This window comes from Streptomyces sp. Root1304 (assembly GCF_001426405.1).
Taxonomy (GTDB): Bacteria; Actinomycetota; Actinomycetes; order Streptomycetales; family Streptomycetaceae; genus Streptomyces.
Window position 1 is genome coordinate 93242 of record NZ_LMEP01000026.1, and the last position, 20455, is coordinate 113696.

The following is a 20455-nucleotide window of genomic DNA, read 5'->3' on the forward strand; positions in this document are numbered from 1 at the left end:
CGCACCGTCGTATCGCCACCGCCCGTACCGCCGCCCTGATCGCATCGGCCGCCATGGTCGTCGTCGGAATCCAGACCGGATCCGCCAGCGCCGATGCCCAGCGCGAAGCGGGCGCCACGGCGCTCGTCCTCAGTGGCTCCCAGCGCGCCGCCGCCGTCCAGGAGGCCCAGGCCGGCGCCGCCGCCACCGCGCAGGCCATCGGCCTCTCCGGCAAGGAGAAGCTGGTCGTCCGGGACGTCGTCAAGGACGCCGACGGAACCGTTCACACCCGCTACGAGCGCACCTACGAGGGTCTCCCCGTCCTCGGCGGCGACCTCGTCGTGCACGAGAAGAAGAACGGCTCCCGCGCCACCACCAAGGCGACCCAGGCCCGCATATCCGTGGCGAGCACGACCCCCGCCGTCGCCGCGACGACCGCCGGGAAGGCCGCCGCCGCCTCCTCCGACGCGCGCTCCGCCGCCCCCGCCTCCTCCCGCAAGGTGATCTGGGCCGCCACGGGCAAGCCGGCCCTCGCCTGGGAGACGACCGTCACCGGCGTCCAGGCCGACGGCACCCCCAGCGAGCGCCACGTCATCACCGACGCCACCACCGGCAAGGAGCTCTACTCCTACGAGGCGATCGAGACGGGCACCGGCAACACCCAGTACAGCGGCACCGTCACGCTCGGCACCGCCCCCTCGTTCACCCTGAACGACACCGCGCGCGGCGGCCACAAGACGTACGACCTGGCCGGCGGCACGGGCAACGGCACCGGCACCCTCTTCACCAACAGCACCGACACCTGGGGCAACGGCCTCGCCACCAACCGCGAGACCGCCGCCGCCGACGCGCACTACGGTGCGGCCGTCACCTGGGACTTCTACAAGAACGAGCTCGGCCGCAACGGCATCCGGGGCGACGGCGCCGCCGCGTACTCGCGCGTCCACTACGGCAACGCGTACGTCAACGCCTTCTGGTCGGACGCCTGCTTCTGCATGACGTACGGCGACGGCACGGGCAACCTCAAGCCGCTGACCTCGCTCGACGTGGCCGGCCACGAGATGTCCCACGGCCTGACCGCCTCCACCGCGGGCCTGCGCTACAGCGGCGAGTCCGGCGGCCTCAACGAGGCCACCTCCGACATCTTCGGCACCTCGGTCGAGTTCTACGCCGCCAACTCCTCGGACCAGGGCGACTACCTCATCGGCGAGGAGATCGACATCCGGGGCAACGGCACCCCGCTCCGCTACATGGACAAGCCCAGCAAGGACGGCAGCTCCGCCGACTACTGGTCGAAGTCCGTCGGCCGCCTGGACGTCCACTACTCCTCGGGCCCGGCGAACCACTTCTTCTACCTGCTCTCCGAGGGCAGCGGCGCCAAGACCGTCAACGGCGTCGCCTACAACTCCCCGACCTACGACGGCTCCACCGTCACGGGCATCGGGCGCACCGCGGCCTACAAGATCTGGTACAAGGCCCTGTCCACCTACATGACCTCGTCCACCAGCTACTCCGGCGCGCGTACGGCTACGCTGTCCGCGGCCACCGACCTGTACGGCGCCGGCAGCGCCGAGTACAACGCGGTCGCGAAGGCCTGGACGGCGATCAACGTCAAGTAACCGCACGGCGGTCGGCACCGCGTAGCCGCACGACACCGGCACCACGCGACCGCACCGCACCGCACCCACGGGGCCGCCCGGCGAGCACATCGCGCCGGGCGGCCCCACCGGCAGTCCTGGGGGAGTCCCGTGAGCAGGGCCGACATCACCACCACCCCGACCGCACCGACGGCCCCGACTCCGCCGGTGCTGCCGGACGGTCGTCCGGCAGCCGCCGCATGGTCGCTCGATCCGGCGGTCAGGCACCTCAACCACGGCTCGTTCGGCGCGGTCCCGCTCCCCGCCCAGGAGGAGCAGAACCGGCTGCGCCGGCGGATGGACGCCTCACCCGTCGAGTGGTTCCCCGAGCTGCCCGGGCGGGTGGCCGCCGCGCGGGCCGAGATCGCCCGCTTCCTCCGGGTGGCACCCGGCGACCTGGCCCTCGTGCCCAACGCCAGCGCCGGCGCGAGCGTCGTCTACGCCGGCGCCGCCGCGCGTCCCGGCGGCGAGATCGTGGTCACCGACCACGGCTACGGCGCCGTGACCATGGGGGCCGAGCGCCTGGCCCGGCGCTGGGGCGGCCGGGTGCGTACGGCGCGGATCCCGCTCGACGCCGACGCCGACACCGCGTACGAGCACGTCGTCGGCGAGCTGGGCGAGACCACCGGCCTCCTCGTCGTCGACCACATCACCTCGGCCACCGCACGCTGGATGCCGGTGGGGCGGATCGCCGCCGAGGCCGCCCGGCGCGGCATCCCGGTCCTCGTGGACGGGGCCCATGTGCCCGGCCTCGCCGAGAGCCCCCTCGACGGCCTCTCCTGCGACTTCTGGGTCGGCAACCTCCACAAGTTCGGCTGCGCCCCGCGGGGCACCGCCGCACTGGTGGCGCGCACCGCGCTGCGCGACGACCTCCACCCGCTGATCGACTCCTGGGGCGCCCCCGAACCGTTCCCCGGCCGCTTCGACACCCAGGGCACCGTCGACGTCACGAGCTACCTCGCCGCGCCCACCGCCCTCGGCTTCATCGAGGACACCTGGGGCTGGGACACGGCCCGCGCCTATCTGCGCGAACTGGCCGACTACGCCGAGCGGATCGTCGCCGAGGCGTTCTCGGAGCTCACCGGCCGGGACTGCCGGGTGGACGTCGGCATGCCGGCCGACGCCCTGCGGCTGGTACGGCTGCCCGAACCGCTGGCCACCACGCACGCCGAGGCCGACGCGCTGCGCGACCGGATCCTGCGGGAACTGGGGGTCGCCACGGCCGTCACCAGCTTCGGCGGCGTCGGCTACGTGCGCCTCTCGACGCACGTGTACAACACCCCGGCGGACTTCGAGGACTTCGCGGAGCGCTGCGTCCCGACGATCGGCGCGTGGAGCCGGGGCAACTGAGGCGGGGCGACGGGACCGGGACCGGCAAAGCCGTGAGGCGGCCCGGTCCCGGCGCGGCGCGAACGGCTCGACGCCCTACGGAGTGGAGGAGCCGACGCGACCGGAGGCCATGTCCATCAGACGGGCGAGGACGCGGCCGGAGGAGGCGGAGAGCCCGTCGTGCTCCCACTCGTTGGTGACCCAGGCCCGCAGGGAGCCGACTTCGCGTGCGGTACGCAGGGAGAGGCCGGCGTCGACGTACATGTCGTCGTGGTAGACGGCGGCGGCGACGGGAACGCGGTTGGCGGCGAGGCGGGCGGGGTCGTAGAGCGGGGCCCAGTCGGTACGGGCGGCGAGCAGCTCGGCGGCGTCGGCGAAGGGCCGGAGCCCCCTGATCTCCCGGAGCATCCAGGGGTACATCATCTCGCCGGTGAGCAGCAGGGGATCGGCGTCCTCGGCGAACTCGGGGAAGCGGGAGAGGGCGCGGTCGGCGGCCCAGGCGGTCGGGCCGGAGCCCTGCCCGTACAGCGACTCCTGCAGGACGACGAAGAGCGGATTGTCGACGAAGCCGGTGAGGACGGCCACCTGCTGGAGGAACGTGTCGGTCAACTCGCCGTCGGCGTCGAGGGCTTCGTCGAGGAGCCAGTGGATCCGCTCGAAGCCGTCGCCCATGCCGAGGGCGAGCCCGAGGGTGCGCAGCCGCCGCACGGTGAGCCGGTCGCCGTCGGGCAGACGGACGTCGGTGGCGCCGAGCAGGTCGGCGATACGGCGCAGACGGGAGGCGTCCTCGGGGTGGCGGGCGTAGAAGTCGAGGACGCGGTCGCGGACGCGGGGATAGGTGCGGGCGTACACGTCGTCGGCGCCGGTGGCGATCCCGGGCAGCCCACCGGTGATGTAACAGGCGCGAAGGCCTTCGGGGGCGCGGGAGAGATAGGAGAGGGTGATGAACCCGCCGTAACTCTGCCCGAGCGTCTCCCAGGGCTCGTCACCGCAGAGCTGACGTCGTATCGACTCGGCGTCGGCGACGATGGAGTCGGCGCGAAAGTGCCCGAGGTGATCGGCGAGCGACCGGGCCGACGGGAACCGCCCGGCGAGACGAGCGGTGACGGGCGCGGACCGCCCGGTACCGCGCTGGTCCATCAACAAGACGCGATGCGTCTTGAGGGCCTGAGCCAACCACCCGGGCGAACCGAGTGAAGGCCGGGGCGACTTCCCCCCGGGCCCACCCTGCAGGTACAGCAGCCAGGGCAACCGAGCGCCGACGAGCGAGGGATCGACCACCTCCCGCGCGAAGACCTCGATGTCACCCCCGCGGGTCGAGAAGTGATCGAGCGGAACGCGGAAGACGTGATCGGTGACGGCGTAGGCGGGATGCATGAGAGACCTCTCGGCAGAAAAGCGCAGGCCCAGGACGGACGGCGCCCCAGCAAACTATCTATGCAGTGTGACATTGCATAGATGTCCGCGACGGCGAAGGTACGGCTGACCGCCGTGATCGCCGACGATCCGTCCCTGCCGGCGCTCCTCGAGGTCGGCGCCTCGACCGGGTCACGAACAGTCGACCGGCCCTTGCTGAGAGCCCGTTCGCGTCGCCGGTAGCCCGCGGGCGGATGGGCGCGAGGTGACTGCGCCTCACGCCGACGGGCTACCGGGAGTGCCAGGGCTCAGAAGAGCTCGATGACGCCTTCGCCCAGGCCGGGGTTGTAGGGCGCCCGGCGGGACGTGAACGGAACCTTCCAGTCGCCCGTGCCCTTGTACACGTAGAGGCTGTGGTACGGGCCGCCGTCGGCATCGTAGGCGATCAGGTCGTTCCGGCCGTCGCGGTCGGTGTCGCCGACGCCGACCAGGCTCGTGTACGGGCTCCAGCCGCCGCCGACCCTGGTGCGGGGTGCGAAGGTGCCGTCCCCCTTGCCGAGGTACAGCCACAGGATGCCGTCCTTGTCACGGGCGACGAGGTCTCCGGAGGGCGCGCCGGCGATGTTGCCGGTGGCGGCGAGCCGGTTGTAGATCCCCCAGCCGCCGCCGATCCTCTTGCGTACAGGGAACGGCGTACTGGCGTTGCCGGTGCCCGGGTGGAGCCACAGGACACCGTTCCTGTCGGCGGCGATCACATCGGGCCTGCCGTCACCGGTCAGATCGGAGCCGCCGGTGATCTTGTCGTAGACCTGCCAGCCGCCGCCGATCCGTGTGCGCGGCGCCAAGCCCTTGCCGCTGCCGCTGTGGAGCCAGAGCACGCCTGCCGCGTCGCGGGCGACGATGTCCCCGGCGGGAGTGCCGGCGATGTTCCCCGTGGCGGTGATCCGGTCGTACCCGTACCAGCCGGTGCCGAGATCGAGCGGGTTCAGCCGTCGGGTGGGGGAGGCGCTCTCGACCTGCTGGACGTCGTAGGAGCGCAGGCGTCCCGTTCCGTCGAGGGAGAGCAGGTCCGGCGAGCCGTTGTCGTCGAAGTCGTGCGGCTTGGGCGCGCGGGTCACGATGAAGGTGCCGGTGCGCACGATGCCGGGGCCGATGCCGTTGGCGGGCTTCGCCGTCATGGTCCAGGTGTAGGCGCCGTTGTAGGCGGGGACGCCGTTGTCGAATCGGCCGTTCCACGTCAGGGGGAAGTCGAGCACCCCCTGACGGGGGGCGGGGGACGCCGCGCCTCCGGAGAGACCGGAGGCGGTGTGCGTCACCCGGAGGGAGATGGAGGCGTTGAAGCGGCTCAGCGTCCAGGCGGCCTTCATCACCCCGCCGTTGCGGTCGAAGTCGACCATTCCGGCGGGCGGCGGGCTTTCCTTCACGACGGTGAGGGCGGTGGGCAGACCGGATCCGGTCAGCAGAGTGGCGACGGGCCTGCCGGCCGTGTCCGGGGCGATCCGGTACACGCCTTCGCCGTGCTCGACCGTGCCGCCCAGGGCGATCAGGCTCCCCTCGGAGCCGTAGGCACTGGAGGCCACGTGATCCAGGAGCTTGACCGTTTCGCCGTCCTTCGACCGGACGGTGAGCGGATGAAGGGCGTCCGTCCAGGTGGCGGTGCCGCCCCGGATCCGTGCGTATGCCGCCCAGTCGCCGATCGCCCGAACCATGAAGTCGGGCGTGCCGGTCGGGCTGTCCAGCGTCACCCGCTCGGCGCCGGTGACGCCCCTGGGAGCGACGGCCACGGTGAGCTTCCTGGCCGCGGGTACCTCGAACCACGCCATGTGGGTCGGCGAGAAGTTGAGGGAGATCGCCCCGGGCGGGACGGACCCCGTCGCCTTCACGGCACCCGTCGAGAGGTCGACCACCCCGATGAGCGATGTGGTGGGGCCGTCCACGTCCGCGCGGTATCGAACCGTGAGGTCGTCAGGACCGCTGCTGTAGTGCAGCAGGAGAGAAGTGCCGGTCGGCAGGGCGACCTCGCGGTCGACGACGCGGCCGTCCTCCGTGGAGACCAGATGGAGCTCCCGCACGCTGTTGACGCTCGTGGACATGAGGAGCCGTGTGCCGACGACGCGCTGCAGTGTGTAAGGGGTTTCGGCGGAGCCGAGGGCGGAGGTGTCGATCACGATCGGCTGCGTGCTCCCGCTCATGTCGGTGAGCGTGTACACAGGTCCTGCCTGCGAGGCGACGATGTCCGTCCCCTCGCCTCCCCAGTGGGTACCGATGGGCAGCACGGTCGTGTCGCCGTCCGTGAAGCGTGTCCACCGGAACACGGGCGCGGAACCGCTGTCGGTCCTCGTGAGCATGCCGTCACGGCCGGCGCTGGCGATCACCGAATCGGCGGGGATCGACAGGCCTTCCTGCTGGTCCGCGTCCGCCGATACCGCGGCATCCACGCCGACCGGAACTGCCGCGACGGGCGAGGAGACCAGCCCGGACGTCGTCACGGCGAGCACAGCCGTAAGCGCCAGGCCCAGCCGAGCCCAGGGCACACGAGTGTCTAACAAGGCATTTCCCCCCTGTGGTTACGGGCCGCGTTCGCGACCGAACCCCTGCCGGGATGCGATGCAGCCCCCAGCCGGCGGCCCGGGGCTCCCACGCCCGAGAACCCTTCCCAGTCGGTTCGCACGCTGGACTTCCCCAGCGGCGGAACCTGATCTGGCTGACTCCGCGACCGTATCGGCACGCATACGACCGGACACAGGGCCGATCCGGACCGAACACGCCGCACAAGTTTGCCGAATCCCGGCAACTCCCGTCGGCCGCGGTGCGGTGGACAAGACCGGGCTCGCCCGAACGCCGGCGTCGCCGCTGAGGAGCTTCTCGACTTCCTCCGCGCGGGCCGCGCCACACCGTGAGGCGAATCGGCGGAGCGAAGACCTGTTGCGGGAGTACGAGTGATCAGGCGAGGAGGGTTGTCAGTGCGATCACCTACGCTGCGCTTCAGCTTGGACAGTTCGCATGGGGAGGGGACAGGCGTGGGTGGTAACGCGTGGACGCAGACGGGTCCGTATCAGCCTGATCTGGCGGCTGCCTTCCGGCAGGCACAGGCAGCGAGCCTGGCTGAGGACGACCACGGCTTCGGAGGGCGATCCGTCGAGGAGCTGTGGCGCGATCCGGCCTGGCACGAGTACATCTTCACCGGTGGTACGTGCACCGTGCTGGACTTCCCCGACATGGTCGACGCCGCCGATCAGAGTGATGGGCCGTTCATGCGGCCGCTGACCGACAGCGAAGTGCGAACCTGGTCCCCGGACGGCAGGCCCACCTACGAGGACTGGGACGAGGCTCTCGACGCGGGGCGCCTGGAGTTCCCCGACCGTGCCCAGGGGAACTGCACGGTGCTCTATCGCGACGGGCAGCCGGACCTGATCGGCTACTGGGGAGTGACCGCCGACTAGCCGGACCACGCCGCTTCGACATGAGGCCCCGGGGACTCGCCCCGGGGCCTTCGTCGTTTCGGTGCTCCTACCTCCGCCGACGCCCCGAGCGTCTGTCCACGAATAGTCCGCGGACCCTGACGTGCAGCCGCTCAGCCCACCCGCACATACAACAAGACCCCGCGCTCAGCGTTTCCGCTGATCACGGGGTCTGTGTGGCACTCCTTGCGAAGTGCCCCCGGCAGGATTCGAACCTGCGCACACGGCTCCGGAGGCCTTGTGAGTCTCAAGTGTTTCCGCAGGTCAGAAGGTCGCAGGGAGTCTGGTGGGCGCCATCGGTCCACGAATGGGCCGCGGGCTACCCCTCCACGTGGCTTGACGCACCGCTAGGCGAAGAGAGTGCCCGCGCTTACAGCCGCGCTCTCGGCCTGCGCGAAAGCCTGTTTGGCGTACTCGGCGTCATCATCGGGAGTGATCAGGTTGACCGCCTCGTGTGTAGCTGCGGCTTTGGCGGCCTTCCGCGCCCGCTTCTTCGCCCTACGCTCTGCGGTGATTTGCTCGCTGAACGTCTTCCGGTAGGCGCGGGACTCTGCCTGCCTAGCTGGACTCAGGGCAGCCTGCCGCGCCGGAGAGGAGCCGTCGGTTCGCAAGCAGGCCCACTGGCTTCCGTTACTGAGTTCCAGCCCTCCCAACTCCAAAGCGCGTTCACGGTTGGCTTTCCAATGACCGTTGAGAACCTCGAAGCCTTCTTCAAGCAATCTCTGGCGAGTCTCTCCACGGAAGCGACGCGCCTCGTCTACCTGCTGTCCGATGGACTCGATGGTGTGGCGGTGGATGATCATGCCTTCGCAGCGCTTGAAGAGTTCCAAAGCCCGTGCATCGCCACCTCGCGGAGCGAGAATGGCGTCACGGTCTTCCTTGCGAAGACTCATCAGGAAGTTTTCGGGGATTGGCGTCCCAGGCTGCACGAGCCAGAGGATCTCACTCATGCCGCCCGGGCTCTGGATGGTGCGCTTCCCGTCACGGTTTCCGCCCACGAGGATCTCATCCCTAATACGGATAAGGCCTACTGCCATCTCGCCGGTTACGTCATCTCCGTGTACCAAAAGACAGATATGGCCCACAGCTTCCGGGGGTATCTGCCAGCCCCCGAAATTGCGAGACCACTTGCAATCGACATCGACGCCGCGTACATCGAAGTCCATGCCAGCGGAGCCCTCGTCCAACTGGTATTCACCGCGCACAATGTTCTCGATATTCACGCCCAGGTAACCCTTCTCCTGGTCGTTGCATTGATCGAGTGTCCAGCGGCGGGTGCGAGGCGTAGCAATCACTTCGTCCGTGGCCTTCCGGATGATCGCACCCATTCGCCTGCTCACGTCCGGCGAGAAAAAATCGAAGGCAACGTCTATGCCTCGGTCGGCCTCGGGAGTGCTGGGGATGAGCTGTCCGATTGAAGTGGCTGCCATTTTGTCGGCCCGACGAGCGTACGCGCCCCGCTGTTCAACCGGGTCTGATCCGAAGAGAAGTTGCTCATCCATTATTGAGTGACTCCACAATCGTCAAGTAATTGGCGGCGGCTTCATTTTGTCGGTTACGCTGAAGCCATTGCGGGCATGCGTGGCGAAGATTTCTTGCTGCGATCCACTCCAGTGACACTCTCGGACATCCACGTTCCGAGATTGTCTAGGACATCAGTCGGTGGTTCCCAGCCGAATGCGGCACAGAGGATATGTGCGGCGAGGCGAGGAGGAACAGCATTTCCGATCTGCTGCCCGACGTCTCTACCCGACCAGGGGTAGTCCGCCGGGAATGTTTGCAGGCGGCCCGCTTCCGAGAAAGAGAATCGATCCAACTCGACGCCATCGACCGATACCACCCGGTTGCGTGAGATTTTCCCGGTGACGGTCGCGGAGGGCTCCCATGACCCGCGCCGCCCACGCGCCTTAGGGTCTCCACCAGTTCCGTAGTTCGAGATCACGAGGAACGGTGAATCTCGGTTCAGGACGTCGCCCATTGAGCGCCAGGGCTTCAGACTGATGTCCCCGGATTCACGAGAAATCCCCTTGCGGTAGGTGCGATGGGTGGGATCTGGCAGCTTCACCGGCTCGGATCCCATTCGAGCGACGAGAACGGCTCTTTTGCGGGTTTGCGGAACCCCGTATGCCTCTGTGCGCAGGAGTCCACAGTCGACCGAGTAGCCCTCGCTACGCAGAGCTTCGGCGTAGGCTTCCCACACCGGGAGCACCGCGGGGACCTGCTCCAGCACAATCGCTCGATAGGGCTTGTCGAGATCGTCGATTGCTTCCAACGCCCAGCGAAGCGGCTCCAGTACCAGACCGGTCCGCTCGTCCTCCAGCTTAGAGAGGTCCTTCGCGATTTCTTTGCAGTCCTCTCGAGCCACCATTCGATCAACGAAGGCCAACACGTCGTCGAGTGCCCTGCGCCCAGCGCCACTCCCCGCGACGGTGAACGTCTGGCAGGGCGGCCCGCCTGCGAGCACATCCGCGTCAGGAAAGCGGGCTGGCCCGTACCGGCGTACGTCGTCCTCGATCGTTGCCAACCCGGCCGCGCGGCGCGTTGCGCAGGCAGCTGAATCCCATTCCACACCCACTGTTGCTAGGCCAAGCTTCTCGGCGGCGACGTCGAGCCCGCCGGGGCCGGCGAACAGGTCAACGATCTGGACGGGCTGCACTTGCTCTCCACGGGGGTGTCGGAATGAGGCCGTCCGAGCCGGGCTTGTCGGCATCTGAACAGCGCATATCAGGGTATCGCGCACCAGTGACAGTGCCGCTTCCGTCGTGATCGGTGGATCAACTAGTTGATCAACGGATCCTTGTGGCACGGGGTGTTTCCCCAGATCAGGCCGTCGAGGGGACTTTGAATTCGGCTGCTGAGACGTGGGTCTCCAGACGGCTACTCAAGCAGAATCTCTTCGGGGCGTCGGTTCGTGACGGTGGTCTCTCGCCCAGTGAGTATGTGCTCGATGCAGGCTTCGAGGTCTCCGCCGTGGTCGTCCCGGGCCATGCTCCTGAGCTCCCGAGCCAGGTCCACCCCGTTGATCAGAACGATCGGGTACTGGTCTTCAACGATTTCTGTCTGTGCAGGCACGGAGTAGGCCCCAGTCGTGACGTACACGCCGATCCAGCCGCGTCGCAGTCGAGCCACGACGCGAGCGATCTGCTCGGCGGTGACCAGGTTGTCGAGCTTGACGCATTTTGCTTGGCCGAGGACGACGAGGCTGGTGCCGGCGAGCCCACTGCCGATGTCGAGCCGGCCCACGAAGTCCGCTCCGCCGTCGCCGGACCTGCGCGTCAGCCACCCCTCGATGTAGCTGTTCCCGGCCCCACGCAACACACGGGCCGCGACCGCGGATGCAACGGCCTCGAAGTCGTGCTTACGGCCGTCGAAGTACTTGTAGATCAGCTCCAGGTCCTTGGCTTCGGTGGTTCCCGGCTTGGGGCGCTGCTCGGGCACTTTGGTCACTTTGGCCCGGGCAACCCGCCGGCGGATCCTTGGCAGGGCCGAGTTTCCGTGCTTGACCCACTCACGCCATGCTCGCGGGGCGAGTTCGAGAGTCTCCGTGTCGGGCACGGTCTTGTCCCTGCGGGACTCGATCCACTCCCATGAGACCTTGTCGTCCTCGTCCGTGAGGTCGATGAGAGCGACGTCGTAGACGTAGTTCGTGAACGTCGTGTGGTCGCTGCCGCCCCACTGAACCAGTCGCTCGGCCCGCTCGATGATCCCCAGGCCGCAGAACTCGACGTGCCCCTTGACCTTGCCGCTGCGCGAAACCGCCCGGAACAGCAGCAGCGGGATGGCGGAGGTCCGCTCCTCGGGCGTGTGCCCCTGGTGCCCGGTGAAGGCATCAAGCAGGGCTGCATTGCCGTTGGTCTTCCCTGGTGCGACGGTGGTGGTGGCCTTGTGGTCACCGAAGTAGCGGACGTGCCCGTTGTCCATGTCGAACACGTCATGCCACGGCGTCTGCTCGGTGCCGGCCTTCCAGGGGCTCGACCGGATGAGAATCACCGGCCGCCGCTCCCCGTCCGGCGTCCGAACTTTCGCCATGCCATTGATCCCGGCCTCTAGCAGGGCACGGGCGAGGTCCGGCGAGTGAGTCACATGGTGGAAGTTGGGGTACCCCTGCAACTCCTCAGGTACCGGATCCTTGCCGGTCGCGTAGCGGTAGACCTGCCCAACACGCAACTGACCACCCACGTATACCCCCCACAGCAGTACTGGCCTGACGATCTTCATCGACGGTAGCGGCCAGCACTGACAGACGGATGGGGCTTTCACGGCCATGAGCTTGGGATCACCGCTCTTTGACGCCTGAGAGGCGCTGTGAACTGCGGAAACGGGCGCCGAGTCGAGCCGCACGGCCCTCTCCACATCCGTCGTTATCCGTGGTTCCCCGTCCCAACTGGCACGGAACTGGCACGGCAACCTCTTCGTCCCGAAGCAACTCGGGCGAGGGCTCTCCCTTGGGCTCCTGCGCCTCTCACCTGGGCTGACGGTCCGCAGGTGTCCGCGCTCGTCCGCCCCTGTTCGCCTGCGTTGTCACGCAGTTAGACACTCACCGCTCAACGGCCAATCACGGGACAGGGTCGTTGTCAGTGCCGACCTCTATGGTCTCAAGCGCGCGGTCGGCTTCCGGGGGTTCCATCTCTGAAGGGAATGGTTGCATCCCCGGCCTGTCTGGGGGCGGCCCGGAGACTCGTCCGGGACCTAACCGACGGCCGGGCTTCGTCGATGGCCAGGAGATCACCTGCCAGCGCCGGCCGCGCACCACATTGATGGGAGCACCTACCAGTTGCGCCACTTGTCCGTGAGCTCATACCGCCCAAGCCCGTGTCGGGCGGTCAATGCGGCTACATCGACGCCGCGCTCACCCAGAGCCTGGTCGATGTAGGCGCACAACGCCTCGCGTTCATCCGTCTCGTAGCCGCAGTGGATGTCATCCACAGCGTTCAAGGCCAAGACGACGCGCTCCACCGCGGCGAAGACCCGGACGTCCTCCGCGCTACCCAGCTCGGCCACCTCCTCGGCGAAGGAGTCGAGGACGGTATCGGTCGCCGTCAGGAGGTCGTCCGGGTACAGGTCAGCCATGCAAGCGCAGCCAGGATCCAGGGTGCCGGCAGCAAGTTGCTCGGCCTCGCGGGCTATGCCCTCGCGCCAGCTCGTTGTCGGTCTCTCAGCCATGACGCGGACCGTACAGCGTCCCCACGACAGCAGGGACGCTGCGCGATCGCGACATAAGCTTGGGAATCACCGATCTTTCAGCTACCCGTACGGCGCTGACCAGCAATTTGGAGCGCGAAGTACGTGGCACGCGGAAGCGGGACGGTCTAGGCGCCTTCCTTCTCTCCAGGCTGGTTCGGCATAACGCCCCGCATGATCTCGGCGAGKGCGTTCTTCCGGGCCTGCTCGGAGCGTGCGATCTCGGCGAAGACGCTCGTGTAGGTGGGCTTGGGCCGCATGATCTCGGCGAGTGCGTTCTTCCGGGCGATCTCGGCGAAGACGCTCGTGTAGGTGGGCTTGGGCCGCATGATCTCGGCGAGTGCGTTCTTCCGGGCCTGCTCGGAGCGTGCGATCTCGSCGARGACGCTCGTGTAGGTGGGCTTGGGCCGGATGATCTCGGTCAGCAGCCTCCGCCGGTTGGGCCTCAGCCCTGCCAGATCGGCATTGGCAGCCGTTGCATCATGACGGCGAGGAAGCAGGCTCGCGGTCGCCTGGCTCGACGAGAAGTTGCCCTCTTCAGACGCGAGCCGAGCAAGCGCTGCGCTGTAAGGGGTGCCTTCAAAGGTTGCGAGCGAGCGGGCCTTCTTCTTCAACGCTGAATTGCCGTTCTTGGGCACAGTGGTTTCCGATTCTCGGCAAGCCCCACGTACTCGCCGGATCAGTCACATCCCACGGCGAAAGGCTAATCGTGGGCCCCGAGGACCTTGACCGTCTGCGTTCATGACGTGGGCACGAGCGCTTGCGGATCGGCGTACACGACTTGCCGTATTGGCTAGCGTACACAGTGCAATGCCGGTTGCGTCAATAGGGCTATGCGGGGATTCGATTGTCGGAGAGGAACCACGTAGCTTCCCCGACTCCCATCCCGTCTGCCGTCGACCCACACACCGTGGAGCAGGCGCGGTGCCGGGCGTCCAGGTGGAGCGCGCCACTGTACGAACGACCTGGACGCCCNCCGTGGAGCAGGCGCGGTGCCGGGCGTCCAGGTGGAGCGCGCCACTGTACGAACGACCTGGACGCCCGGTGCCGTGTCTGCTCGGCTCTGCCTGGGTCGACGGCAGACGGGATGGGAGTCCCCCACCACACCCCACCGGCCGGCACCCGCGTACAGGCCCCCTCCATCCCGGAGCCTGAGCGCCCCCGCCGGAGGCATCGCCCGGACCCGCACTCACGTACTGCCTCGGCCGCATCGGGATGCGCCACCCATCAACCCGAGCTGTCAGGCGTGCGGACGGCGCCCGGGCTGGAGCGGGGCGCAGACAGGAGCGCAGGCCCGGGCGACGGGCCGCGCGCGCCGCGCCGTGCGCGGCGGGTGCCTTGATGAGGTAGAGAAATCTGTAACANGGAGCGGGGCGCAGACAGGAGCGCAGGCCCGGGCGACGGGCCGCGCGCGCCGCGCCGTGCGCGGCGGGTGCCTTGATGAGGTAGAGAAATCTGTAACAACTCGGCCGTGCCTACAGGCGGATGTACGCGATCGTGGCGTCGTCGTACTGCTTGCTTCGTGGCCATTGGCTGAGGCTGGGGTCGGATGCTTCCGCTTCGCGGACCTGTCGGAGCACGCCCTCGGGGCCACTGTGCCTTAGTAGACCCATGTAGCCCGGCCAGTCGGTTGAGTGGAACGTCGTCACCAGTCGTCCAGCACCGTCGGTCAGAAGTGCTACGCCCTCGACCCGGGCGATGGTCTCTGAGCCGGTGAGTGCCTGGCTTGCTGCCGTCGGGTCGGCTGCCGCCACCCAGTAACCGCCCTGAGTGTTGCGCTGGCTGCGCTCTTCTTGAACCAAGGCTTCATGGGCCCGCTGCCGCTCAGGCGACCCTGAGGCTGCCCCGGCGAGAGCTTCGCGGGCCCGTGGTGCCACGTGGGCGAGGCGGTCGTCTGTCGTGGCTGTCACTGTGCCGTCGCTCTGGACGAGAACTGTGCAGTCCCCGAGTAGGAGCCACTCGACGACGTCGCCTCGCACGCGGGCCACCGACACCGTTGCGGAAGGAGACAGCGGACCATCGACCGCGCAGGTGTCCCGGTGCTTGTTCGTCGTCGACTCGATCGCCGTCGCTAGGCAAACTGCTAGGGACATGTCTGCCCGGGCGGCCTCTGCATGCAGGAATGTCCCCAGCTGCTCCACGTACCAAGCAACTCCATGCCGGCATCCCGATTGCATGCCCGGTGCCATCCCGGCGCCGTCCAGAACGACGGCCGCGGCAGAGTTGAAGAGCACGAAGTCCTCATTCGTGCCCCCGGGGCGGGGGTAGCTGGCGGCGTTGACGAGCACGTCAGGCGGTCTCGTGGATCAGGACATCGCTCAGCGCCCGGCTACTGCTGATTGCCTTGGTGCTCGGGTCGTAGTCCGCTGCGATGGCCATGGAGAACGGGGCCGTGCCCACCTGCTTGTAGAGATCGGCGACGTTCTCGGAGAGGAAGTGAGCCACGCCTAGCGAACCGACCGCATGGACGCCAGCGATGAGTAGGAAGTTCCCCTGCCCATCAGGCCTCGGCAGTCTGCCGAGATAAGCGACATCCGTCGGTGAGGGAGTCTCGGGGTCGTCGGTAGGGGAGGTGTGTACGGTGCCGGCCCCACGCTCGATCAGGGCCCAGCGCCCATCGGGCAGGGTCTCGAAAGCAAGCCGCGGGTCTTTGCCCAATGCTTCGGCGGTGACAGGTGACGTCTTCGGTCCGCAGACGACCAGCAGGTCGTCACGATTGAGGTCGATCTCGCCGGAGGTCGGGATGTAGCCGAGGTCTCCTTCGAGTTGCAGACGGTGCGCCAAGGCCAACAGTTTCTGTCCCGTGGAGCTGTCTTCGAGTGCCACGTAATCTCGCTCGCCCGGCCGCATGGGAACGAGTACCTGAGCGTGCTCGGTACCGAGGAACGCGCGCTCCGGCGGAGGGCCGGCATCGCGGAGCTGTGCCACGCGCGCCCGGCTAACGCCCATCATCTTGGCCACGTCGGCCATGGAGTGCCCGTTGTCCCGAAGCCAAGCGATGCTCTCCTTGCGCATGCGAGAAGTCTCGACGACGGCGGCTTGCAGGTCCCCCATCAGCTCCACGGCAGCCTTCACGCGGAGCGCGTGATCTTGCATGGCGGCGACCCGCCGCACTTCTTCAATCACGGCGAACACCTCGCGGAACCGGACATTGGGCTGACCTCATACCCACATGTTAAGGGGGGCTTGACATCTTGCACCAGTCACGTGCATCTTGGGTGCTAACCCCCCCTTAGCAGCATTGGGGTTCCGACGCTCGGGCTGTTAAGCCCCCCTTACCGGGAGAGTGAAGATGCCGTCCTTCAAGATCGACCTTTCGACCGCTGTGGTGTTCGTGGCCACGGCTCCTACGCCGAAGCTCGTGAGCAAGCAGACCGGTGAGCGTGCGATGGACCGGGAGACCGGTGCCGGGCTGTCCACGGTGGGTCTGCTGATCTCGGACGAGGGGGAGGGCAACCTCTACCAGGTGACGATCCCGGAGACCGGTCTCCCCGACGGGCTCGCGCCGGGTATGCCGGTGTCGGTCATCGGGCTCAAGGCCCGGGATTGGGAGAACACGTTCAACGGGCAGACCCGTCACGGCATCTCGTTCCGCGCGGTCGCGGTCACCCCGGTCGGGGTCTGACCATGATGGATCTGTCGACGTTATGGGAGGTCGGCCTCCCGCTCGCCGGAAGCGCCGGCGGTCTCGGGTACGCGAAGGTTCGCGCGCCGCGTGTGTTCTGGTCGCTGGTGGGTCTGCCGGTGGCGACTACGCGGTTCGCGGTGACGTACCGGTCGACGATGGACGTGTGCGGGCTGACGGTTCAACCGTCCCGCCTGCGGGCGTTCATGGTCCGCAACATCGCCCGCCGCCCCGACGTCCAGCCCGTGCCGCCGAAGATCCGCCGGGTGCGGGCCTCCTCGACCGGCCTGCGGGTCACCCTCCGACTCCCCGCCGGTCTGGAGCCCGCCGACGTGATGGCGGCCTCCGAGCGGCTGCGGCACGCCTGGGGCGTCCACTCCGTCCACGTCACCGAGACCAAGCCGGGGTTCGTCGAACTGCGGATGACCGGCTACAACGTCCTGCGGCAGGTGAAGATGCCGCGCAGCATCCCGGCCGGACAGATGGCCGTTCCGGTCGCGCTACGGGAGGACGGCACCGCGTTCGTCCGCGACTACCTCAAGGTCCCGCACGCCCTGACCTTGGGCGCGAACCAGTCGGGCAAGTCCATGTACCAGCGCAACTTGATCGCGGGCCTTGCCCGCCTCCGGGTCGCCCTGGTCGGGATCGACTGCAAGCGGGGTGTCGAGCAGCAGCGGTACGCGCCCCGCCTGTCCGGGCTCGCCATCACGCCCGAAGAAGCGTCGGGGCTCCTGGATGCGCTCGTGGAGGAGATGGAGGACCGGTTCGACCTGCTGAGCGACCACGGCGCCGCTGACGTGTGGGAACTCCCCGACCACGTCCGCCCCGTGCCGGTCGTGCTGCTGGTGGATGAGGTCGCGGAGCTGTTCCTCGTGGCGACGAAGAAGGACGAGGAGCGCCGGGACCGGATGGTCACGCAGTTGATCAGGCTTGGGCAGATGGCCCGCGCGGCCGGCATGTTCCTGGAGGTGTGCGGGCAGCGGTTCGGCTCCGACCTCGGCAAGGGCGCCACCGCGTTGCGGGCCCAGCTCACCGGGCGCGTGGTGCACCGGGTCAACGACAAGCAGACCGCCGAAATGGGCCTCGGCGACATCGCCCCGGACGCCGTCGTGGCCGTGACGTCGATCGCGCCCGACCTGCCCGGCCTCGCGGTGGCCGGAGACACCTCCGGCGGCTGGTCCCGCATACGCACCCCCGAGCTGAGCACAGCCGACGCCGCTGCCATTTGCGCCGAGCACGCGCACCTCACCCCGGAGGTCCCGCGCCTCCACTTGTACAAGCTGGTGGTTCCCACCCTTGCCGGGCCTGCCGCAACTGTTCCCCTGGTGAAGCCGATTCCGGCCACCTGATTGCCGCCTCTTCCCTCGGTCGGCGTGACCATCTCGCGCCAGGTCCCTACCCGACCCATGCCCGAAGCCGAAAGGGAACCGCCATGACCACCGTGAAGAAGACCCCTGCCCCGCGCCGGGGCTCGCCCAAGCCCCTGCCTGTCCCGCCGCCCTGCGGCACCTGCGCCGGCACCGGAGAGACCACGACGGCTGTCCTCGTCGGGCGCAAGCACCGGGCGATCGACGCCACGCAGACCGGACTCTGCCCGGACTGCTTCGGCACCGGCACCGCCTGACCAGGAAGGAGGTGACCACCCATGTTCCGCACCGTCCGCTTCGACGCCGTGCTCATCCAGGCCGTCATCGCCGGTGCCCTGTCCTTCGCCCACCTGCACGACCTGGCAGCGGCAGCCGGACAGGACGGATGGAAGGCCTGGGCCTACCCCGTCAGCGTCGACCTGCTCCTCGTCGCCGCCTGGCGCCGGATGCGCAAAGACGGCGGCAACCGTGACGCCTGGCTCTGGTTCGCCATCGCCCTCATCGCGTCACTCGGTGCCAACGTCGCCACTGCCGGACTCCTCGACATGAACGACGTCCCGGACTGGCTGCGCATCCTCGTCGCCGGATGGCCCGCCCTCGCCTTCCTCGGCGGCACCCTCCTCGCCCACGCCCCCACCCCTGAGCCCCAACCCGCCCCGGAACCTGCGGATGAGCCTGGCCACGAAGCCGCCACGCCGGACCTGGTCGTGGAGCGTGTCCCGGATCCGGCTCCCGAGCTTCCGCCGGCCGAACCTGCCGCGCAGGAAACGCCGTCGACACCCGAGGTTGCGCCGGAGCCCGTTCCCTCGGCGCCCGCGGCTTCGGTGCCGCCCGCGCTGCTCGACCACGCCCGGAAGATCGCGGACGCCCATCACGCCCAGACCGGTGCCCCGATCGACGCGGCCACCCTCCGTGCCCGCCTCGGCATCCCGGCACCGCTGGCCGACTCCATCGCCCTCCAACTCGCCTGACCAGAAGGGAGGTAAGACCTGTGCGCCCGAACCGCTTCCACCACGTGCTCCGCATCGGCCCGGTGCAGGTCGGCACCCACCGCGACGGACGGGGCCGGACCAAGCACACCGCCGTGTGCACCGCCCCGCGCTGCGACTTCTCCGCCGACTACAACACCCGCGCCGCCGCCGAACTCGCCGCCAGCACCCACCGCTGCCAGCCCCGCTGACCCGAAGGAGAACGCGTCATGGACGTCCCGCTCTGGCTCGCCCTGCTCGTCGTCGGCGGACTCGGCATCAAGCTCATCCGCCCGCCCTGGTGGCTCGTCGCCGTCCTCCTCCTCGGCGGCTACCTCCTGGCCGACAGCCTCCTCGCCCCCGTCATCGACACCACGATCAAGTAGGGAGAACCGCCATGCTCCAGCCCCGCATCCCGGTCAACCCGCTCCCGACCGGCATCGTCACCCCGCCCATCCAGCCCACCCCCGTGACCGACGCCGAACCGACCCAGGCCCCCGCCCCGGTGCCGGTCGCCGCGCCCCGGACTACGGTCCAGCTCACGCCGGGCAGCGCGCTCGCCCTCGCGGCCGGCGGTGGGGCCGTCGTCCTGGTCGTCGGCACGGTCCTGGTCTCCATGCTCCTGGCGGTTGCCATTACCGGCGTCTCCGTCGCCCTGATCGCCGTCGTCCTCCGCCTTGTCGTCCGCGACATGCAGAAGGGCCGGTAACCCGCATGGACACGCAGACGATCGCCGCGGCTGGCTTACCGGCCCTCGGGTGGGCCCTGCACGGCGGACTGCTCTGGCGTCGCCTGGCCACCGCCCGCCGCGACCCCCTCACCGGCCTGCACACCCGCGCCGGATGGACCACCCGCGCCGAACACCTCCTGGCCAAACACCCCGGCGCCCTCGTCCTCCTGGTCGACCTGGACGACTTCAAGGCCATCAACGACACCCACGGCCACGCCGCCGGAGACGCGGTCCTCACCGCCACCGCGGAGCGTCTGGCCGGCTGGTGCGGCCGTCACGGAATCGCTGCCCGCCTTGGCGGAGACGAATTCGCTGCCGTCGTCACCGACCCCGCCCACACCGCCGGCCTCTACGCCCTCCGGATCGCCCTCGACGAGCCGGTCAACCATCACGGCCACGTCCTGGCGGTCTCCGCCTCGGTCGGCCGCTGCCACCGCGACCAGCTGCCCGTGCCGACCCTCACCGACGCGCTCTCGGCCGCCGACGCGGCGATGTACGCGTCCAAGGGCCACGGCAGGCGCAACAACACACGCTAAGCGGCCCCCGGGGCGGCTCTCTCGCCAAAGATCCGCCGCCCCGGGCGCCTTCGACCCTTCCCAGATCCAACGGACCCGAAAGGGAGTGCTCATCATGTCTCAGACCATCCTGGCCGCGCGTGTGTGCCGTGACTGCGACGGCTTCGCCACCGTCACCATCACCACCGGACTCCGCACCAACGACGGCGTCAGGGGGACCATTCGCGTCCATTGCCCCACCTGCCGGGGTCTCGGCCACACTGTGCCCGCCCTCCGGACTTCCCGCCTGACGGGCGGCGCCGCGTGA

At 68.7% G+C, this 20455-nt stretch carries 21 protein-coding genes; 12 read left to right on the forward strand and 9 right to left on the reverse strand.

Annotation, left to right across the window (positions count from 1 at the left end):
- Nucleotides 1-53 precede the first annotated feature (53 nt).
- Together ASD33_RS29680 and ASD33_RS29685 are read left to right on the forward strand one after the other, a co-directional pair.
- A complete protein-coding gene (locus ASD33_RS29680; RefSeq protein WP_079045110.1) occupies nucleotides 54-1598 on the forward strand; it encodes a M4 family metallopeptidase in 1545 nt (514 codons plus the stop codon).
- Between the two features lie 129 nt (nucleotides 1599-1727).
- Nucleotides 1728-2966 carry an aminotransferase class V-fold PLP-dependent enzyme gene (locus ASD33_RS29685; RefSeq protein WP_242426924.1) on the forward strand — a complete coding sequence of 413 codons (1239 nt, stop codon included), beginning with the start codon at nucleotides 1728-1730 and terminating at the stop codon, nucleotides 2964-2966.
- A 75-nt stretch (nucleotides 2967-3041) separates the two neighbouring features.
- Here ASD33_RS29685 and ASD33_RS29690 read toward each other — a convergent pair whose 3' ends face one another.
- Nucleotides 3042-4322 carry an alpha/beta fold hydrolase gene (locus ASD33_RS29690; protein WP_056567429.1) on the reverse strand — a complete coding sequence of 427 codons (1281 nt, stop codon included), beginning with the start codon at nucleotides 4320-4322 and terminating at the stop codon, nucleotides 3042-3044.
- 287 nt (nucleotides 4323-4609) lie between these two features.
- Nucleotides 4610-6790, reverse strand: a complete 2181-nt coding sequence (locus ASD33_RS29695; protein ID WP_157870093.1) for an FG-GAP-like repeat-containing protein — start codon at nucleotides 6788-6790, stop codon at nucleotides 4610-4612.
- Between the two features lie 531 nt (nucleotides 6791-7321).
- Between ASD33_RS29695 and ASD33_RS29700 the strand changes: the two genes are divergently transcribed.
- The gene (locus ASD33_RS29700; RefSeq protein ID WP_056567436.1) at nucleotides 7322-7744 is read left to right on the forward strand and encodes a hypothetical protein; all 423 of its coding nucleotides are present in this window, start codon (nucleotides 7322-7324) and stop codon (nucleotides 7742-7744) included.
- Nucleotides 7745-8109: 365 nt separating this feature from the next.
- Here ASD33_RS29700 and ASD33_RS29705 read toward each other — a convergent pair whose 3' ends face one another.
- The 7 genes from ASD33_RS29705 to ASD33_RS29730 all read right to left on the reverse strand — a co-directional run bounded on the left by ASD33_RS29705 (nucleotide 8110) and on the right by ASD33_RS29730 (nucleotide 16069).
- Nucleotides 8110-9264, reverse strand: coding sequence for a NaeI family type II restriction endonuclease (locus tag ASD33_RS29705; protein ID WP_056567438.1), 1155 nt, complete (start codon nucleotides 9262-9264; stop codon nucleotides 8110-8112).
- A 53-nt stretch (nucleotides 9265-9317) separates the two neighbouring features.
- Entirely contained in the window at nucleotides 9318-10418 is a 1101-nt protein-coding gene (locus ASD33_RS34645) for a DNA cytosine methyltransferase (protein WP_199863613.1), read from the reverse strand.
- Nucleotides 10419-10639: 221 nt separating this feature from the next.
- The gene (locus tag ASD33_RS29710) at nucleotides 10640-11980 is read right to left on the reverse strand and encodes a restriction endonuclease (RefSeq protein ID WP_063991941.1); all 1341 of its coding nucleotides are present in this window, start codon (nucleotides 11978-11980) and stop codon (nucleotides 10640-10642) included.
- A gap of 549 nt (nucleotides 11981-12529) precedes the next feature.
- Nucleotides 12530-12925 carry a hypothetical protein gene (locus ASD33_RS29715; protein ID WP_056567441.1) on the reverse strand — a complete coding sequence of 132 codons (396 nt, stop codon included), beginning with the start codon at nucleotides 12923-12925 and terminating at the stop codon, nucleotides 12530-12532.
- 146 nt (nucleotides 12926-13071) lie between these two features.
- On the reverse strand, nucleotides 13072-13581 hold the full coding sequence (locus ASD33_RS35610; protein WP_157870094.1) for a hypothetical protein: 510 nt from the start codon (nucleotides 13579-13581) through the stop codon (nucleotides 13072-13074).
- 837 nt (nucleotides 13582-14418) lie between these two features.
- Nucleotides 14419-15231 (reverse strand): protein phosphatase 2C domain-containing protein, encoded by an 813-nt coding sequence (locus ASD33_RS29725; protein WP_056567447.1) that lies wholly within the window; start codon nucleotides 15229-15231, stop codon nucleotides 14419-14421.
- 1 nt (nucleotide 15232) lies between these two features.
- On the reverse strand, nucleotides 15233-16069 hold the full coding sequence (locus ASD33_RS29730) for a hypothetical protein (RefSeq protein WP_063991942.1): 837 nt from the start codon (nucleotides 16067-16069) through the stop codon (nucleotides 15233-15235).
- Nucleotides 16070-16235: 166 nt separating this feature from the next.
- On the opposite strand from ASD33_RS29730, the gene ASD33_RS29735 reads away from it, so the two are divergent.
- The 9 genes from ASD33_RS29735 (at nucleotide 16236) to ASD33_RS29770 (ending at nucleotide 20455) form a co-directional block, all read left to right on the forward strand.
- Nucleotides 16236-16568, forward strand: coding sequence for a hypothetical protein (locus tag ASD33_RS29735; RefSeq protein ID WP_056567453.1), 333 nt, complete (start codon nucleotides 16236-16238; stop codon nucleotides 16566-16568).
- A gap of 2 nt (nucleotides 16569-16570) precedes the next feature.
- Nucleotides 16571-17917: an FtsK/SpoIIIE domain-containing protein gene (locus ASD33_RS29740; protein ID WP_056567456.1), complete on the forward strand. Its 1347-nt coding sequence runs from the start codon at nucleotides 16571-16573 to the stop codon at nucleotides 17915-17917.
- 83 nt (nucleotides 17918-18000) lie between these two features.
- Complete coding sequence (locus ASD33_RS29745) at nucleotides 18001-18192, forward strand: hypothetical protein (RefSeq protein ID WP_056567459.1); 192 nt, start codon at nucleotides 18001-18003, stop codon at nucleotides 18190-18192.
- Nucleotides 18193-18213: 21 nt separating this feature from the next.
- Nucleotides 18214-18906 carry a DUF2637 domain-containing protein gene (locus ASD33_RS29750; protein ID WP_056567462.1) on the forward strand — a complete coding sequence of 231 codons (693 nt, stop codon included), beginning with the start codon at nucleotides 18214-18216 and terminating at the stop codon, nucleotides 18904-18906.
- Between the two features lie 20 nt (nucleotides 18907-18926).
- Complete coding sequence (locus ASD33_RS29755) at nucleotides 18927-19115, forward strand: mobile element transfer protein (RefSeq protein WP_056567465.1); 189 nt, start codon at nucleotides 18927-18929, stop codon at nucleotides 19113-19115.
- A gap of 18 nt (nucleotides 19116-19133) precedes the next feature.
- Complete coding sequence (locus ASD33_RS35265; RefSeq protein WP_107103682.1) at nucleotides 19134-19289, forward strand: hypothetical protein; 156 nt, start codon at nucleotides 19134-19136, stop codon at nucleotides 19287-19289.
- 11 nt (nucleotides 19290-19300) lie between these two features.
- Nucleotides 19301-19612, forward strand: a complete 312-nt coding sequence (locus ASD33_RS29760) for a hypothetical protein (protein WP_056567467.1) — start codon at nucleotides 19301-19303, stop codon at nucleotides 19610-19612.
- A gap of 5 nt (nucleotides 19613-19617) precedes the next feature.
- On the forward strand, nucleotides 19618-20169 hold the full coding sequence (locus ASD33_RS29765) for a GGDEF domain-containing protein (RefSeq protein WP_056567469.1): 552 nt from the start codon (nucleotides 19618-19620) through the stop codon (nucleotides 20167-20169).
- A 94-nt stretch (nucleotides 20170-20263) separates the two neighbouring features.
- Entirely contained in the window at nucleotides 20264-20455 is a 192-nt protein-coding gene (locus tag ASD33_RS29770) for a hypothetical protein (protein WP_056568108.1), read from the forward strand.

Coding starts and splice junctions, on each gene's coding strand:
- ASD33_RS29680 (WP_079045110.1), top strand. CDS start 54: ATGGTCGTCGTCGGAATCCAGACCGGATCCGCCAGCGCCGATGCCCAG.
- ASD33_RS29735 (WP_056567453.1), top strand. CDS start 16,236: ATGCCGTCCTTCAAGATCGACCTTTCGACCGCTGTGGTGTTCGTGGCC.
- ASD33_RS29740 (WP_056567456.1), top strand. CDS start 16,571: ATGATGGATCTGTCGACGTTATGGGAGGTCGGCCTCCCGCTCGCCGGA.
- ASD33_RS29760 (WP_056567467.1), top strand. CDS start 19,301: ATGCTCCAGCCCCGCATCCCGGTCAACCCGCTCCCGACCGGCATCGTC.
- ASD33_RS29705 (WP_056567438.1), bottom strand. CDS start 9,264: ATGGATGAGCAACTTCTCTTCGGATCAGACCCGGTTGAACAGCGGGGC.
- ASD33_RS29770 (WP_056568108.1), top strand. CDS start 20,264: ATGTCTCAGACCATCCTGGCCGCGCGTGTGTGCCGTGACTGCGACGGC.
- ASD33_RS29715 (WP_056567441.1), bottom strand. CDS start 12,925: ATGGCTGAGAGACCGACAACGAGCTGGCGCGAGGGCATAGCCCGCGAG.
- ASD33_RS29765 (WP_056567469.1), top strand. CDS start 19,618: ATGGACACGCAGACGATCGCCGCGGCTGGCTTACCGGCCCTCGGGTGG.
- ASD33_RS35265 (WP_107103682.1), top strand. CDS start 19,134: ATGGACGTCCCGCTCTGGCTCGCCCTGCTCGTCGTCGGCGGACTCGGC.
- ASD33_RS29750 (WP_056567462.1), top strand. CDS start 18,214: ATGTTCCGCACCGTCCGCTTCGACGCCGTGCTCATCCAGGCCGTCATC.
- ASD33_RS29745 (WP_056567459.1), top strand. CDS start 18,001: ATGACCACCGTGAAGAAGACCCCTGCCCCGCGCCGGGGCTCGCCCAAG.
- ASD33_RS29710 (WP_063991941.1), bottom strand. CDS start 11,980: ATGAAGATCGTCAGGCCAGTACTGCTGTGGGGGGTATACGTGGGTGGT.
- ASD33_RS29690 (WP_056567429.1), bottom strand. CDS start 4,322: ATGCATCCCGCCTACGCCGTCACCGATCACGTCTTCCGCGTTCCGCTC.